Origin of the sequence: Collinsella aerofaciens (assembly GCF_040910265.1) — a bacterium.
GTDB classification, from domain to species: Bacteria; Actinomycetota; Coriobacteriia; order Coriobacteriales; family Coriobacteriaceae; genus Collinsella; species Collinsella aerofaciens_BK.
Genome location: NZ_JBDGAW010000004.1, coordinates 86288 through 100437 on the forward strand (window position 1 = coordinate 86288; position 14150 = coordinate 100437).

Here is a 14150-nt window from a genome sequence, read left to right on the forward strand (position 1 = left end):
TGAACCCCGAGGGATGCGCTTTTCTTTCGCTTGTGCCGACAAGCAACTGTCGCCGGGGGACCGGCAAACCGAGGAAAGGAAAAACCATGTCCGACCAGATGTCACGCCGCGGCTTCATGGGCGCCGCAGCAACCGGAGCCGTCGCGCTCGCCGGATTCGCGCTCGCGGGCTGCTCCAGCACCTCCGCGAGTTCCGAGAAATCGAGCGAAAAGGAGAAGGCCGTGAAGCCGGTCATCCTCGTCACGAGCTTCGGCACGAGCTACAACGACTCGCGCCACATCACCATCGGCGCCATCGAAGACGCTATCCGCGAGAAGTACTGGCAGGACTACGACATCCGCCGCGCCTTCACCGCGCAGATCATCATCGACAAGCTGAAGAAGCGCGACGGCATCACGATCGACAACATGACCGAGGCGCTCGACCGCTGCGTGGAAGACGGCGTGAAGGAAATTGTCGTGCAGCCGACGCATCTCATGGCTGGCCTGGAATACGCCGACGTGAAAGACGAGCTCGACAAGTACGCCGACAAGTTCGACAAGATCTCGCTCGGCGACCCGCTGCTCACCTCCGACGACGACTACAAGAAGGTGGCCGCAGCCATTAAGGAGAACATGGCGTCCTTCGACGACGGCAAGACGGCGCTGTGCCTCATGGGCCACGGCACCGAAGCCGATTCCAACGCCGACTATGCCAAGATGCAGGAAGTGTTCAAGAACGAGGGCTTGACGCAGTTCTTCGTCGGCACCGTCGAGGCTGAGCCGACCTGCGAGGATGTTATCGCCGCCGCGAGCGCCGCAGGGTACAAGAAGGCCGTGCTCGCGCCGTTCATGGTGGTCGCGGGCGACCACGCGAACAACGACATGGCAGACGAGACCGACCCCGACAGCTGGGCTGCAAAGTTCATGGCCGCTGGCTTCGAAGTGACGTGCCTGCTCCAGGGTCTGGGACAGAACGCCGCGGTCGACGACATCTACGTCTCGCACGTGGACGACGCCATCGCCAAGCTGTAAACTCGCCGCGCACGGGGGCGCCGGTCGCGTCCCCGTGCAACGGGCATGCGCCTTCCCCGACCGACGGCGCATGCCCGTTGCATTCGCATCCCGCCCGCCCACCGCACGGCGCGGGCGGTCGAAGCGATTGAAAGGAACCCCCTCCATGTTGAAGAAAACCCTCGCCTTCGCCCTGTCGGCGGCGCTTTTCGCGTTCTCGCTCGCCGGCTGCGGCGGAAATTCAATCGACAGCGCAAAGGCAAGCGATGCCGATTCCCAGGAAAAGACCGAACAGGCGGCCGATGCGCCCGAGGGCGCAAGCGCTGCCCCCATCACCGCCGACAAGGTGGCCGACGGCACCTATCCGATCACCGTAGATTCCAGCTCGAACATGTTCAGGATTGTGGACGCCCAGCTCATCGTGGAAAACGGCTCCATGCACTGCGTGATGACGCTTTCCGGCACGGGCTACGGCAAGCTCTTCATGGGCACGGGCGACGAGGCTGCCGCCGCGAGCGAGGCCGACTTCATCCCCTATGTGGAAAACGCGGAAGGCAAGTACACCTACGACGTGCCCGTTGATGCGCTCGACGAGGACACCGCCTGTGCCGCGTGGAGTATTAGAAAAGAGCAGTGGTACGACCGCACGCTTGTGTTCGAATCCGCCGGCGTCGATCTGCGCGCCGACGCACTGAAGTAACGCCATGCGGTCGATTCTTCCCAAGGGGGAAAACAGGAAGCGCCGCAGCATCGCGGCGCGCGCGATCGTCTGCGTTCTCGTCGCCCTGCTCGCGCTTTCCTTCGCGGGGTGCAGTGCGAGCCCGAACACGACCGGTGGCACGGCGGGCTCTCAGGAATACACTGTGAATGTCTCGCTTTCCGGCGGGTCAGGGCGCGCAAGCATCGCCTCACCCACCACAATTGTGAAGGATGGCGACACCTACACCGCGACCATCACCTGGTCGAGTTCGAACTACGACAAGATGACCGTCGACGGCGTGGACTACGCGCCCGTAAACGACGGCGGCAACTCCACGTTCGAGATACCCGTCACGCTCGACGAGGACATCGCCGTGTCGGCCGAGACCGTCGCCATGTCGACGCCGCACACCATCGACTACACGATCCACTTCGACTCATCCACCATGAAGGAGAAATCGGGCGACGAAGCAAGCGGCGGCTCCCCTGCGGGAACGGCTTCAAGCGCCGCAGCCGACTTCCACAACGCCGATTTGGGCTGTGGCTGGGAGCCAACAGGGGCGCTTCAGCTTGAATACGCCGAGCACTTCACTGTCGACGAGTTCGAAGGCGGTCTGCGGCTTATCTGCGTTTCGAATGGGGAACGTTTCCTCGTGGTGCCGCAAGATGCGAAGGTACCTGATGGGTTGAGCTCCGACATCGCGGTCATAAGGCGCCCTGCCGACAAGGTGTACCTCGTGTCGTCGGCGACGATGTGCCTGGTCGACGCGCTCGATGCGAACGACAATATCATCATGTCGGGCACGAAGGCCGACGATTGCTCGGTCGCGGGCTTCAAAAGCGCACTCGAAAGTGGGGCGATCGCCTACGGCGGCAAGTACAGCGCGCCCGACTACGAGCGAATATCGGCCTCGGGCTGCACGCTCGCCATCGAGAACACCATGATCAACCACACGCCCGATGTGAAGGAAAAGCTGCAGAAGCTCGGGCTCGTCGTGCTCACCGAACAGTCGTCGAGCGAGCCCGAAGCACTCGGGCGCGTCGAGTGGATTAAGCTTTTCGGCGTCCTGTTCGACAAGGAAGACGAGGCCGCGCACCTGTTCAACGAGCAGAAGGCCCGCGTCGAGCAAACGTCGGGGCTCGCGTCGTCAGGTAAAACCGTGGCGTATTTCTACATTAACTCGAACGGGGCCGCCGTCACGCGGCGGGCGGGCGACTACGTGGCGCAGATGATCGAACTTGCAGGCGGCAGCTACGCGCTCGATGACGCGCAGGCGTCGTCGACGTCAGGTTCGTCAGTAACGCTCGAAATGGAGCGCTTCTACGCGACGGCGAAGGATGCCGACATCATCGTCTACAACGGCACCATCGACGAGTCAGTTACCACCTTGAACGACTTCGTAGGCAAAAACGCGCTATTGTCGCAGTTCAAAGCCGTGAAGAACGGCAACGTCTGGGTCACAAGCGCCGACATGTACCAGCAGATGACTTCTACCGCCGACATTATCGACGAGCTGCACGGGGCGTTCACCGGCGATGACGCGAGCGACTTCCATTATCTGAGGAAGCTCGGTTAGCGCCATGAGAAGCCGGCTTTCCATGGCATACGACGAATCGGGGCGCGCCGCGCGGTGTCGCGTCGTTACGGTGCTGCTCGCTGTTGCCCTCATCGTGCTCGTCGGGGCCAACCTGTGCATCGGGAGCGTGCTCGTGCCCGCAGACCACATCCCCGGTATCCTTTCGGGCGGCGCGGCCAATTCCATGGAAAGCCAGGTCATCTGGGAGATTCGCCTGCCGCGCGTGCTTTCAGCCGTGCTTCTCGGCGGGGCACTTTCGCTTTCCGGGTTCCTGCTGCAGACGTTTTTCAACAACCCCATCGCCGACCCGTTCATCTTGGGCGTCTCCTCGGGCGCAAAGTTCGTCGTCGCGCTTACGATGATCGTACTTCTAGGCGCGAACCAGGCCATGTCCTCGCCGGCCATGGTGGCCGCAGCGTTTCTGGGCTCGCTTATCACCATCGGCTTCGTGCTCCTCATCGCACGGCGCATAAGTTCCATGGCCATGCTCATCGTGGCGGGCGTCATGGTGGGATACATCTGCTCGGCGGCGACGAACTTCCTCATCGCCTTCGCCGACGACCAGTCCATCGTGAACCTGCACAACTGGTCTTTGGGTAGCTTCTCGGGTTCGAGCTGGGACGACATCGCGGTCATCGCGGTCGTGGTGATCACCGTGAGCGCATGCGTATTCGCGATATCGAAGCCCCTTTCCGCCTTCCAGCTGGGAGAAGCCTACGCGAAAAGCGTCGGCGTGAACGTCGCACGCTTCCGCGTGGTGCTCGTCCTTCTAGCGAGCATGCTCTCCGCCTGCGTGACCGCGTTCGCTGGTCCGGTGTCGTTCGTAGGCATCGCGGTTCCGCATCTCGTGAAGTCGGCGCTAAAGTCGTCGAAGCCCATCCGCGTGATTCCTGCGTGCTTCTTGGGAGGCGCCATCTTCTGCGCGGGCTGCGATTTGATCGCGCGCACGCTGTTCTCTCCCGTCGAGCTTTCCATCAGCGCCGTCACCGCCATCTTCGGCGCTCCGGTGGTTATCGCGCTCATGTTGAAGAAGCGGGTGAGGTAGATGGGGGAATTCGTGCCGCGGCCCAAAACGCTCGGAGGGGACATTCCATGCTTAGACAGTCCTGAGCTCGCACGAAAGCGCCAGAAGGCACTTTCGGCTCGTGCGGAACTGCGCGCGGAACGCCTCCTCCGAGCGGAGCCGAACCTCGAAACTACGGTCGAAACGCAGGCTGACGGAGCGCCGCTTTTCCACATAAGCGACCTGTCGGCGGGCTACGACAAGAAGGTCGTAGTCGAAGGCGTCGATCTGGAGGTTCGCGCGGGCGACGTCGTGGCGCTCATCGGGCCGAACGGCTCGGGCAAGTCGACCATCTTGAAAACCATCACACGCCATCTGGCACCGCTTGCCGGCGCGGTCGAGCTCGACGGGCGGGAGATTTCCCGATGGAAGACGGCGGAGTTCGCAAGGAACCTTGCCGTTATGCTGACAGATCGCCTCCGGACCGAGTTCCTCACCTGCCGCGATATCGTAGAGGCGGGAAGGCATCCCTACACCGGACGAATGGGCACACTCTCGCCCAACGACCATAGTCGGGTCGACGAGGCCATGAAAACCGCACATGTGGAAGAGCTCGCCGAGCGCGACTTCATGCAGATAAGCGACGGGCAACGCCAGCGCGTCATACTCGCACGCGCCATCGCGCAGGATCCGCGTGTGCTCGTGCTCGACGAGCCCACGTCGTATCTCGATATCCGCTACCAGATCGACCTGCTGCGAATACTTCGCCACCTTGCGAAATCGCGGAATGTGGCTGTCATCATGTCCATCCACGAACTCGAGCTCGCGCAGAAAAGCGCCGACAAGGTGATTTGCGTGAAGGACGGCCGGGTCTTCCGCGCCGGCGTACCCGAGGACATATTCACGCGCGAGACGATTGGCGAGCTCTACGGCCTTCAACATGGCACCTTCAACGAGCGCTTCGGCAGCGTGGAAATTGGACGCCCGCACGGCGATGCGCACACGTTCGTCATCGCCGGCGCAGGTACGGGGTCGGCTGTGTTTCGCCAGCTCATCCGGCAGGGCAAGGCGTTCTACACGGGCGTTCTGCACGAAGGGGACATCGACTGCGAGCTAGCGCGCGACCTGGCGGCGGAATGCGTGGCCGAGCGCGCCTTCGAGCCGATCGGGGATAAAACCATAGCCCGCGCCAAAGAGCTCCTCGTCCACTGCGCGCGCCTTATCGTGTGCCCCGCCGCCTTCGGCACCATTAACGCCCGCAACGCAGAGCTCGTCGAGTTCGCACGCTCGCACGGTATCGAGGTCATGCGAGCGTGCGAAGGCGCATCGGAGGATTCCCAATTAGGGTGGAAAGGATAAACTGGACTTTCTTTTAAGGATCCTCAGGCTACAGCTCCTACGCCGGCGAGGTCTACAAGGCGCCGGAGAACCTCGTAAACAGGAATTTCCACGCCGACGAGCCCAACTAGACCTAATCCAAGCGAGATTCCAGACTCGACAGGCCGTTGAGAGTCAGGTCGTTGGCGACCTCAGAGACGCGCTCAATAGGAACCGAGCCGTCAGACAGCGCCCACGTGCGATAGATACCGATGATACCGGACAGCAAAAACGCCAGATAGTAGTCGAACATCTCGTCCTTGAGACCTTGGGGCAGCAGATCGCGCTCGGCAATCTCGTGCTCGAGCGGTGCACGAAGACGAGCCATAAAATCATCGAGCGGAATGTTCTCGATCAGCTGACGATTGAGCACCAAGTTGTTGCACAGCGCCTCGTTAACGGTTTTAAAGAAGGTCGCCGCCGCGCCAAGGGCGCGCTCGTTGGTGTCGCCGTCCATGGAAGCAAGCGTTTTCTCGACCGAGTCGACAATCATCTCCACCACATCGACGGCAATGGCATCGAGCAGGCCGTCAACCGTGCCAAAGTGCACGTAGAAGGTTTTGCGGTCGACATTGGCCTCGCGTGCGATGGCACTCACCGTAATGTCTGCCAGCGGCTTTTCCATGAGCAGGCGCTCGAAAGCGGAAAGGATGGCATTACGGCTGCGAACAATGCGGCGGTCAAGACGCGGTTTGCTGGTTGCCATAGGCGTGTCCCTTCGATATGCGAGCATTCATCAACAGATGAGAGATAATCTACGTAAGAGGATTATCCCCCATACAGCACAAATATGCCCCGCATCATGAAGAACGCACGACTGTCCTACTGCGACTTAGGGTGCTTCTTCTTATTGAGTGCCGACGGAGATACGCGAATACCATCGCCTGTCTGGCGCACATAGGCTTTATGAGCCGGCTTAGCGGTCCCAGAAGCCTTCTGAGCGTGCTTCTTGGGATCAACGGTAACAGCATTCGCGGGGTGCGGCTTAGTGGGCGCAGAGGGCGTCTGAGGCGTGCGGCCGAGCTTGCGCATCACGCGATCCCAGCGCGCATGGATGCTCTCGTTGTGGGCGCTCTTAAGGCCCAGCAGGGGCGCAGCCAAAATGGTCGGCGCAATGAACGTAATGAGGCGCCACAGCAGATAGCCGGCGGTCGAAGCCGACTCAAAGAAATGACCCAAGAACAATGCAAAGCCGCCCTCAGCGCCACCAGTTCCACCGGGCAAGGGAACCGCAGAGCTCAGCAGCTGGACAAAGGCGCTCGCGGCCATGACCGAGAAAAAGTCGACCTCGTGGTGGCCAAAGGCAAGCATCAGGAAATACGGAACCAGATAGAAAAACGCGAGCTGCAGCATGGTGATAAACACGGTGAGCAGCATGGAAGAAAAATGTCCGGCCGAAAGCTTGAACTTCTCGGAGAAGGAGTAGATCTCGCCGTCGACAAACGTGCGCCATCCCTCGATCTTAGTGGCCGAGACACCTATGCGCTCGAGCCAATTGATGATGCAATGGGCGACGCGCGTGACGGTCTTAGGCATGAGCGCGACGGCGAAGATGCCCAGCAAGATGCAGCAGTGCCCACCAAAGCTAAAGACGCACAGCAGCGTCATGTCGCCATAGCGCTCGGCAAAAAACGGCATGCGAGCAAGCAGTAGGATAGCGCCCCAGGCAACGAGGCCAAACTGGTACACGATAAAGCGCGTGAACTGCGTGGCGCCAGCCTCGCCGACATTTTGGCCCGCCTTGGTCAGGCGGTAGATCTGGGCGGGAGTCGAGCCCATCATCATAGGCGTGAGGTTGCCAAAGAAGATGCCACTCGCCTCGACCGAGATCAGGTCGCGAATGCCGACGGGTGAATTGGGGTCGAGCCAGACAGCGATCGCATAGGCCACAATGCCAAAGAACAGATACATGAACATGCAAAGACACGCGACAAAGAGCCATGACGCCTGCACGCTCGACATAGCGGCCCAGAACTGCCCCATCTGCCCGGTTACCACCAGATAGACGATATAACCCACCAGCACGACGCCGATAAAGATGGCGCCGCGGCGTGCGCTCTTATTGTCATCTCCGCCCGAGGCCTCAACCTCGACCTGGGGCTTAGACGTATGCTGAGAGGACTCCGTCATGAGACTCCTTCTAACAGTCAAAATATCTTGGATATTGTACCCGCAAGGACCATAAGCAGAACGCAAAGCTCTGGTTCAAACGGGAATTGCAGACGGTTGTTTGAAAATAAAAAACCCGGCCTTCCATGGGAAGTCCGGGTATCAGATGCGTGGTAGCCCGTACCAGATTCGAACTGGTGATCTCCGCCTTGAGAGGGCGGCGTCCTAAACCGCTAGACGAACGGGCCACATGACATCTGCACTGCCGTGCTGCGAGGAAATATATTACGGGACAAAAAACATCAGCGCAAGAAGAAATTCCAAATTGCCGAAAAATTGTCGGCAGGTTATGGAACACACAGGTAAACTGGGTAGCTAATTCAAGTTGAGATGAACCAAAAGAGCTTCGCGCTCGTTGGGGATGTTGTCCTCGATAACGGCATCGAGGGCAGCGTTGAGTAGTTGGCCTAGCTCAGGCCCCGGCTTCACACCGGCGCGAATCAAGTCGCCGCCATTGATGGCGAGCATCCTGAGTGTATAGGGCTCCCCCGCCTTCAGCAGCTCGTGCGCCAGCGCGCGCATCTCCTCAATCGTCTCAACGTAATAGAAGCACGACGGGGCCTTGCCGAGCGTGTCGGCACGCTTAAGATCCATGAGCTCGTCCATCAAACGCGGCGTGTCGACGCCCTCGCCCGAAAGCGCGCGCATCATATTGAGCAGGCAGGAGCGCTCGGGGCGCAGCGGCTTGTCGTGATATTTGATGAGCAGGCACACGTCGCGCACCAGGTCGTGCGAGAGCGCCAGGCGATCCATAATGACGCGCGCTTTCTTGGCGCCGAGCTCGGGATGACCGTAGAAGTGTCCGCTGCCGGCGTGATCGACCGTGAAACACTCGGGCTTGGACACATCGTGCAAAAACGCCGCCCACATAAGGCTCGACGAGGGCGCGACGCCGTCGCACAGCGCAAGCTCCCCTGCCACCGTCAGCACACGGGCGATATGCTCGTAAACGTTAAATGCATGATAGACACTTCGCTGATCAAAGCCGCGACCCGCTGCCAGCTCAGGCACAGAGGCACAGATGAGCTCGGGGTAGCGCAGCATCGCGTCTCCCCCATGACCGGTCGAAAGAATGCCCTCGAGCTCAATACCCACACGCTCGCGCGCCACGGCGTCGAGCAGCGGCGCGCACTCGGCAAGCGCGCGCTTAGTCTCGGGCTCAATCATAAAGTCCAGGCGGCAGGCAAAGCGCACCGCACGCAACATGCGCAGGGCGTCCTCGTTAAAGCGACGCTTGGGATCGCCGACAGCGCGAATCAGCTTGCGCTCCAAGTCACCCTGGCCGTCGTAGCGGTCGACAAGCCCGCGCTCGGGATGCCAGGCCATAGCGTTGACGGTAAAGTCGCGCCGCGCCAGATCGTCCTCGAGCGAGGCGGCACGCTCCACACTCTGGGGATGGCGACCATCGGTGTAAAAGCCATCCAGACGGTACGTGGTGACCTCGATACGCTCGCCATCGGAAATAGCCGTGATTCCGCCAAATTTAATGCCCGACTCCACAACCGCGATGCCGGCGGCCTCGAGCGCCGCTTTGGACTCCTGCCACAGGCCGCTACAGCACATATCAACATCGTGGCTGGGGCACCCCATCAGGGCGTCGCGCACCCAACCGCCCACGTACCAAGCCTCAAGACCAGCCGCCTCAAGCGCGCGCAGGACGCACAGGGACGCATCGGACGGTTGAGTACCGTTGAGCGAAACATTGCACATGCCTATGGCCTCCTGCACTTGTGAGCGTTAATCGATGGTTCTCAAGAAGTCTAACAAGAAACAAGAAAGCGCGCACACGCAATCGCGTCGTCGATTAGATAAAACAAGACAGCAGACGCCACATACGTTCAGCGCGCAAAAAAACACCCGCCTTGGTAATCCAAAGCGGGTGTTCGGCAACGACGTATCGATGCTGCTAGCAGACCTGGCGAACCTCGATGTGCTTCTTATATTCGTCCACCTTGGCAAAATCGCCCAGACCGGGGCACTCGACCACGTTGGCGCCGGTAGCCATCGACAGACGGAGGGCGTCCTCGACTCGCTCGGGAGCGTCGTGCCATACGGACAGGAAGGCAGCGAGCGAGGAATCGCCGGCGCACACCGTCGACAGCAGCTTGACGTCGAAGGTGCGATTGGCAAACCAGATGTGCTCGCCGTTGGAGAAGTACGCACCGGCGCCACCGAGGGTCAGCAGCACGTTCTTGGCGCCCTTGGCGTGCAGCTCGGCCATAGCGCCCTTGACGGACTCATCGTCGCCACCGCTCACCTTAATGCCAAAGATGTCGAGCAGCTCATCGTCATTGGGCTTGATCAGCAGCGGCTCTATGGCAATGAGGTCTGCCAGCTGATGGCTCGAGATGTCGAGGACGAACTCGGCCCCCTTGGCCTTGACGCGGCGCAGGACCTCGGCCAAGAAGCCCTCGGAAGTGTTGGGAGGCAGCGAGCCGCTGATGACCAGGCAGGTCATGTCATCGAGCGAATCGATGAGCTCAAACATCTCCTGCTCGTTGGCCTCGTTGATGGCGGCACCGGCGTTGACCATGTTGTACTCGGTGTCGGGGCCGGCGTTGAGGAACACATTGACGCGCGTGATGCCGTCGGTCCACACGGGCTTGACGGGCACGCCCAGGGCCTCGGCGCCCTTAACGATAAACTCGCCCGAGAAACCGGCGAAAAAGCCCAGGATCGTGGTGTCGACGCCGTAGTGGTCAAGCGTAAACGAGACGTTGAGGCCCTTGCCGTTGGGCGTGTAGACGGCGTTGCGGGTACGCGTGACGGTGTTGGCAGCAAGACCGTCGCAGGCGATGTTGTAGTCAATGGCGGGATTTGCAGTGAGCGTGTAAATCATGAATGTTCCTTTCACGAAGCAACGTGTTAATGAAAGTATATTCCACGCATCGGTAAAAGGCTAGGACAACTCGGTGAACGGTGTGGAAGCGATGAAGTACGGCGGAACACCTCTCCCCCGTGGCGGAACAAAAAGGCGCCCCAGCCGAAAAACCGGGGCGCCACATGCGCACGAATATGTCGCGTTTCGATTACTGACGATCGAGCTTGCGGACAGCAACGCGCTTGCTGTACTCGTCGACGTGACCGAAGTCGCCGATGCCGACGGACTCAGCAACGTTGGCGCCGGTGGCCATAGCGAGCTTCATGGCCTCCTCGACGTTGTCGCGATCCCTGTACCACTTGTGCAGGAACGCAGCGAGGGTGCAGTCGCCGGCGCAGACGGAAGAAACCAGCTTGATGTTGAACTCACGCTTGGCGTACCAGATGTCCTCGCCGTTGGAGAAGTAAGCGTCGCCGCGGCTACCACGGGTGAGCAGCACGTTCTGAACGCCAGCGTCGTGAGCCATCTTCATGGCAACGCGGACCTCGTCGTCGGTGTCGACCGGCACGCCGAAGATGGCCTTCATCTCGTGATGGTTCGGCTTGATGAGCAGCGGCTTCTTGTGAGCGAGCTCCTTGAGCTTGTCGGAGGACAGGTCCAGGACGACGTCGGCGCCACGAGCCTGAGCGTGCTCCATGACCTGAGCCAGGAAGTCGGGCGTAGCTTTGGGAGGCACGGAGCCGGAAACGATCAGGCACTCGAGATCGCCCGCAGTGTCCAGGATGTTGTAGAGCTCCTCCTGGTGCTGCGGCGTGATCGGAGCACCCGGGTTCAGGATGCCGTACTCGTGCTGGCCATCGTTGACGTAGGTGTTAATGCGCGTGATACCGTCGGTCCAGACCGGGCGGCAGAGGCAACCCAGGTTCATGACCTCCTCAACGATGAACTTGCCCGTGAAGCCAGCAAAGAAGCCGAGTGCGACGGTGTCAACGCCCATCTTCTTAAAGGCGAAGGACACGTCAAGGCCCTTGCCGTTAGCCGTGTAGCTGGCCGAGCCGGTGCGGACGTTCTCATCGGGCTCGAGCGGAGAGCTCGAAACCGTCATGTCGACAGCCGGGTTAGCGGTTAGCGTGTAGAACATTTACAGTACCCCCTGTATATGTGAGGGCCGCGTGGCCGGCCCATTCCAACCACGCGGTTACCTCTGATACCAAATTAGCGAGCTGCGGACTCGAGCAGTGCCTTGACCTCGGCTGCGGTGTTGCAGGCGAGCGCCTTCTCGGCGAGCTCGTCGCACTCGGCCTTGGTCCACTGGCTGATGGTCTTGCGGGCGCGCAGGATAGAAGGAGCGCTCATCGAGAACTCCTCCAGGCCCCAGCTGATCAGCAGCGGCTCGAGCAGCGGATCGGCAGCGGCTTCGCCGCACATACCGACCATGATGCCGGCCTTCACGCCGCTCTCGATGATGTTCTTGAGCGAGCGGAGCACGGCGGGATAGTAAACCTGGTACAGGTTGGAGATGGTGTCGTTACCACGGTCGGCGCACATGGTGTAGCCGATCAGGTCGTTGGTGCCGATGGAGAAGAAGTCGGCGACCTCGGCAAGACGGTCTGCGAGCAGCGAAGCGGCGGGCGTCTCGACCATGATGCCGACCTCGATGTTCTCGTTGAACTTGCGACCCTCTTCGGTCAGCTCGGCCTTGCACTGCTCGACGAGCTCCTTGACAGCCAAGACCTCCTCGACGCAGGTGACGAGCGGGATCATGATCTTGACGTCACCGAAGGCGCTAGCGCGCAGCAGAGCGCGGAGCTGGACCTTGTACTGGTCGGGATTGGCCAGGCAGTAACGCACGGCGCGGAAGCCCATGAAGGGGTTATCTTCCTTGACCATGTGCAGATACGGAATCTCCTTGTCGCCGCCAACATCGAGCGTGCGGATGATGACCGGAGCACCCTTGAGCGCGCTGGCGACCTTACGGTAGGCGTTGAACTGCTCCTCCTCGGAAGGAAGCTCAGCAGCGTCCATGAACAGGAACTCGGAGCGGAACAGACCGATGGCCTCGGCGTCGTGATCGAGCGCGTTGGGCACGTCATCGGGGTTACCGATGTTGCAGGCGATGATCTTCTTGATGCCATCGGCAGTCACGGACGGCTTGCCGCGGAAGGCCTCGAGGGCTGCCTTCTCGGCAGCGAAGGCCTCGGCCTTGGCGGTGTATGCGGCGAGCGTCTCCTCGTCGGGATCGGCCTCAACGATACCCTTGCCACCGTCGACGACAACGGTCATACCGTTGCGCAGCGCGGTGCAGCTATTGGAAACCGAAAGGACAGCCGGGATCTCGAGGGCGCGCGCAATAATCGCGGAGTGCGACGTGCGGCCACCGGTCTCGGTGACGATACCGGCAACGTGGGCCTTATCGATCGTGGCGGTCATGGACGGCGTGAGGTCGTGAACGACAACGACAGTATTCTCGGGCAGGACGGAGAGGTCGACGACCTCCTTGCCCAGCAGCTCGGCCAGAATACCGGTGCGGATGTCGGCGATGTCGGCCGCGCGCAGACGAAACATCTCGTCGTCCATGGACAGGAACATGTTCTCGAACATGGTCGAGGTGTCCATGAGCGCCTGCTCGGCGCAGGTACCGCCGTCAATGGCGGCGTTGATGGCGTCGGTCATGCCCGGGTCCTGAGCCAGGACAATGTGTCCGCTCATGATCTCGGCCTCGGCCTCGCCCACCGTCTCCTTCATGTGGTCGGCCTGAGCCTGGGTCTTCTCGCAGAAGACCGAAAGAGCGGACTGATAGCGCTCCTTCTCTGCTGCCGAATCAGCAACCTCGTGCGGCTCAAACGTCAAGTCGGGATCGACGGCGACCATGACGGTGCCGATACCGATGCCCTCGGAAGCGTTGACTCCCTGATACATTCCCATTCCTCTCTCCGTGTCATGTGATAAAGCGTTTTGCCATATCCATGACAAAAGAGCGCAGCTACCTTACAACAGGTCACTGCGCCCCCAAATATGAACTTAGTTGTTCAACATGCGACCCGTTTGAGTTCTACTCGCCAAGACCGCTCTTGATGAGCTCGATGGCAGCAGCCAGAGCCTCGGCCTCGTCGGCGCCGTCGCACTTGACCTCGACCTCGGTACCGCAGGGGATACCAGCAGCCATGAGGGCCATCGGGGACTTGCCGTTGACCTCCTTCTCGGGAGTGACGACCGTCACGTCACAGGCGTACTTGCCCATGGTGGAGGCGAACAGACCAGCCGGACGCATGTGCAGACCCTGAGGATTAACGAGGGTAGCCTTCTCAGAAACCATAATTGACTCCTTTTTGTGTTTAACCCCTGTCATGCATGTGGCAGGAGTCAGATTCACGACGTTGTTTATATTAACTCACATCAAACGGTTTTTCATTGTGTTTCACACGAATTGTTGGACAGATGTCGTATCCCTGCGCTCGCCCGCCGGGCGGGGCGGTTAAGTTTGTTGCTCTACAGTCCTGCGCAAGACGGAA

12 protein-coding genes and 1 tRNA gene are annotated in these 14150 nt (G+C 60.5%); 5 read left to right on the forward strand and 8 right to left on the reverse strand.

The window, feature by feature from the left end; genetic code table 11:
* The first annotated feature begins 86 nt into the window (after positions 1-86).
* The 5 genes from AB5Z14_RS03285 to AB5Z14_RS03305 all read left to right on the forward strand — a co-directional run bounded on the left by AB5Z14_RS03285 (position 87) and on the right by AB5Z14_RS03305 (position 5630).
* A complete protein-coding gene (locus tag AB5Z14_RS03285; protein WP_368130258.1) occupies positions 87-1013 on the forward strand; it encodes a sirohydrochlorin cobaltochelatase in 927 nt (308 codons plus the stop codon).
* Between the two features lie 145 nt (positions 1014-1158).
* Positions 1159-1692: a hypothetical protein gene (locus AB5Z14_RS03290; RefSeq protein WP_368130259.1), complete on the forward strand. Its 534-nt coding sequence runs from the start codon at positions 1159-1161 to the stop codon at positions 1690-1692.
* A gap of 4 nt (positions 1693-1696) precedes the next feature.
* A complete protein-coding gene (locus tag AB5Z14_RS03295; RefSeq protein WP_148331359.1) occupies positions 1697-3268 on the forward strand; it encodes an ABC transporter substrate-binding protein in 1572 nt (523 codons plus the stop codon).
* 22 nt (positions 3269-3290) lie between these two features.
* The gene (locus AB5Z14_RS03300; RefSeq protein WP_368130261.1) at positions 3291-4313 is read left to right on the forward strand and encodes a FecCD family ABC transporter permease; all 1023 of its coding nucleotides are present in this window, start codon (positions 3291-3293) and stop codon (positions 4311-4313) included.
* Positions 4314-5630: an ABC transporter ATP-binding protein gene (locus tag AB5Z14_RS03305; protein WP_368130262.1), complete on the forward strand. Its 1317-nt coding sequence runs from the start codon at positions 4314-4316 to the stop codon at positions 5628-5630. It abuts the gene before it with no gap.
* Between the two features lie 112 nt (positions 5631-5742).
* Here AB5Z14_RS03305 and AB5Z14_RS03310 read toward each other — a convergent pair whose 3' ends face one another.
* The 8 genes from AB5Z14_RS03310 to AB5Z14_RS03345 all read right to left on the reverse strand — a co-directional run bounded on the left by AB5Z14_RS03310 (position 5743) and on the right by AB5Z14_RS03345 (position 13954).
* The gene (locus AB5Z14_RS03310) at positions 5743-6354 is read right to left on the reverse strand and encodes a TetR/AcrR family transcriptional regulator (RefSeq protein ID WP_157757975.1); all 612 of its coding nucleotides are present in this window, start codon (positions 6352-6354) and stop codon (positions 5743-5745) included.
* Positions 6355-6470: 116 nt separating this feature from the next.
* Positions 6471-7778, reverse strand: coding sequence for a lysylphosphatidylglycerol synthase transmembrane domain-containing protein (locus tag AB5Z14_RS03315; RefSeq protein WP_368130263.1), 1308 nt, complete (start codon positions 7776-7778; stop codon positions 6471-6473).
* Positions 7779-7928: 150 nt separating this feature from the next.
* Positions 7929-8005 (reverse strand) — tRNA-Glu (locus tag AB5Z14_RS03320).
* A 127-nt stretch (positions 8006-8132) separates the two neighbouring features.
* Entirely contained in the window at positions 8133-9527 is a 1395-nt protein-coding gene (locus AB5Z14_RS03325) for a CCA tRNA nucleotidyltransferase (protein ID WP_368130264.1), read from the reverse strand.
* A gap of 196 nt (positions 9528-9723) precedes the next feature.
* Positions 9724-10656: a 1-phosphofructokinase family hexose kinase gene (locus AB5Z14_RS03330; protein ID WP_368130265.1), complete on the reverse strand. Its 933-nt coding sequence runs from the start codon at positions 10654-10656 to the stop codon at positions 9724-9726.
* A 190-nt stretch (positions 10657-10846) separates the two neighbouring features.
* Positions 10847-11779 (reverse strand): 1-phosphofructokinase family hexose kinase, encoded by a 933-nt coding sequence (locus AB5Z14_RS03335; protein WP_006233969.1) that lies wholly within the window; start codon positions 11777-11779, stop codon positions 10847-10849.
* Between the two features lie 74 nt (positions 11780-11853).
* Positions 11854-13557: a phosphoenolpyruvate--protein phosphotransferase gene (gene ptsP, locus AB5Z14_RS03340; RefSeq protein ID WP_368130267.1), complete on the reverse strand. Its 1704-nt coding sequence runs from the start codon at positions 13555-13557 to the stop codon at positions 11854-11856.
* Positions 13558-13690: 133 nt separating this feature from the next.
* A complete protein-coding gene (locus AB5Z14_RS03345; RefSeq protein ID WP_022094575.1) occupies positions 13691-13954 on the reverse strand; it encodes an HPr family phosphocarrier protein in 264 nt (87 codons plus the stop codon).
* Between the last annotated feature and the right edge of the window lie 196 nt (positions 13955-14150).

Bases quoted from the DNA above. Each gene is read 5' to 3' on its own strand.
- AB5Z14_RS03285 (WP_368130258.1), top strand. From the start codon at position 87: ATGTCCGACCAGATGTCACGCCGCGGCTTCATGGGCGCCGCAGCAACC.
- AB5Z14_RS03290 (WP_368130259.1), top strand. From the start codon at position 1,159: ATGTTGAAGAAAACCCTCGCCTTCGCCCTGTCGGCGGCGCTTTTCGCG.
- AB5Z14_RS03295 (WP_148331359.1), top strand. From the start codon at position 1,697: ATGCGGTCGATTCTTCCCAAGGGGGAAAACAGGAAGCGCCGCAGCATC.
- AB5Z14_RS03300 (WP_368130261.1), top strand. From the start codon at position 3,291: ATGGCATACGACGAATCGGGGCGCGCCGCGCGGTGTCGCGTCGTTACG.
- AB5Z14_RS03305 (WP_368130262.1), top strand. From the start codon at position 4,314: ATGGGGGAATTCGTGCCGCGGCCCAAAACGCTCGGAGGGGACATTCCA.
- AB5Z14_RS03310 (WP_157757975.1), bottom strand. From the start codon at position 6,354: ATGGCAACCAGCAAACCGCGTCTTGACCGCCGCATTGTTCGCAGCCGT.
- AB5Z14_RS03315 (WP_368130263.1), bottom strand. From the start codon at position 7,778: ATGACGGAGTCCTCTCAGCATACGTCTAAGCCCCAGGTCGAGGTTGAG.
- AB5Z14_RS03325 (WP_368130264.1), bottom strand. From the start codon at position 9,527: ATGTGCAATGTTTCGCTCAACGGTACTCAACCGTCCGATGCGTCCCTG.
- AB5Z14_RS03330 (WP_368130265.1), bottom strand. From the start codon at position 10,656: ATGATTTACACGCTCACTGCAAATCCCGCCATTGACTACAACATCGCC.
- AB5Z14_RS03335 (WP_006233969.1), bottom strand. From the start codon at position 11,779: ATGTTCTACACGCTAACCGCTAACCCGGCTGTCGACATGACGGTTTCG.
- ptsP (WP_368130267.1), bottom strand. From the start codon at position 13,557: ATGTATCAGGGAGTCAACGCTTCCGAGGGCATCGGTATCGGCACCGTC.
- AB5Z14_RS03345 (WP_022094575.1), bottom strand. From the start codon at position 13,954: ATGGTTTCTGAGAAGGCTACCCTCGTTAATCCTCAGGGTCTGCACATG.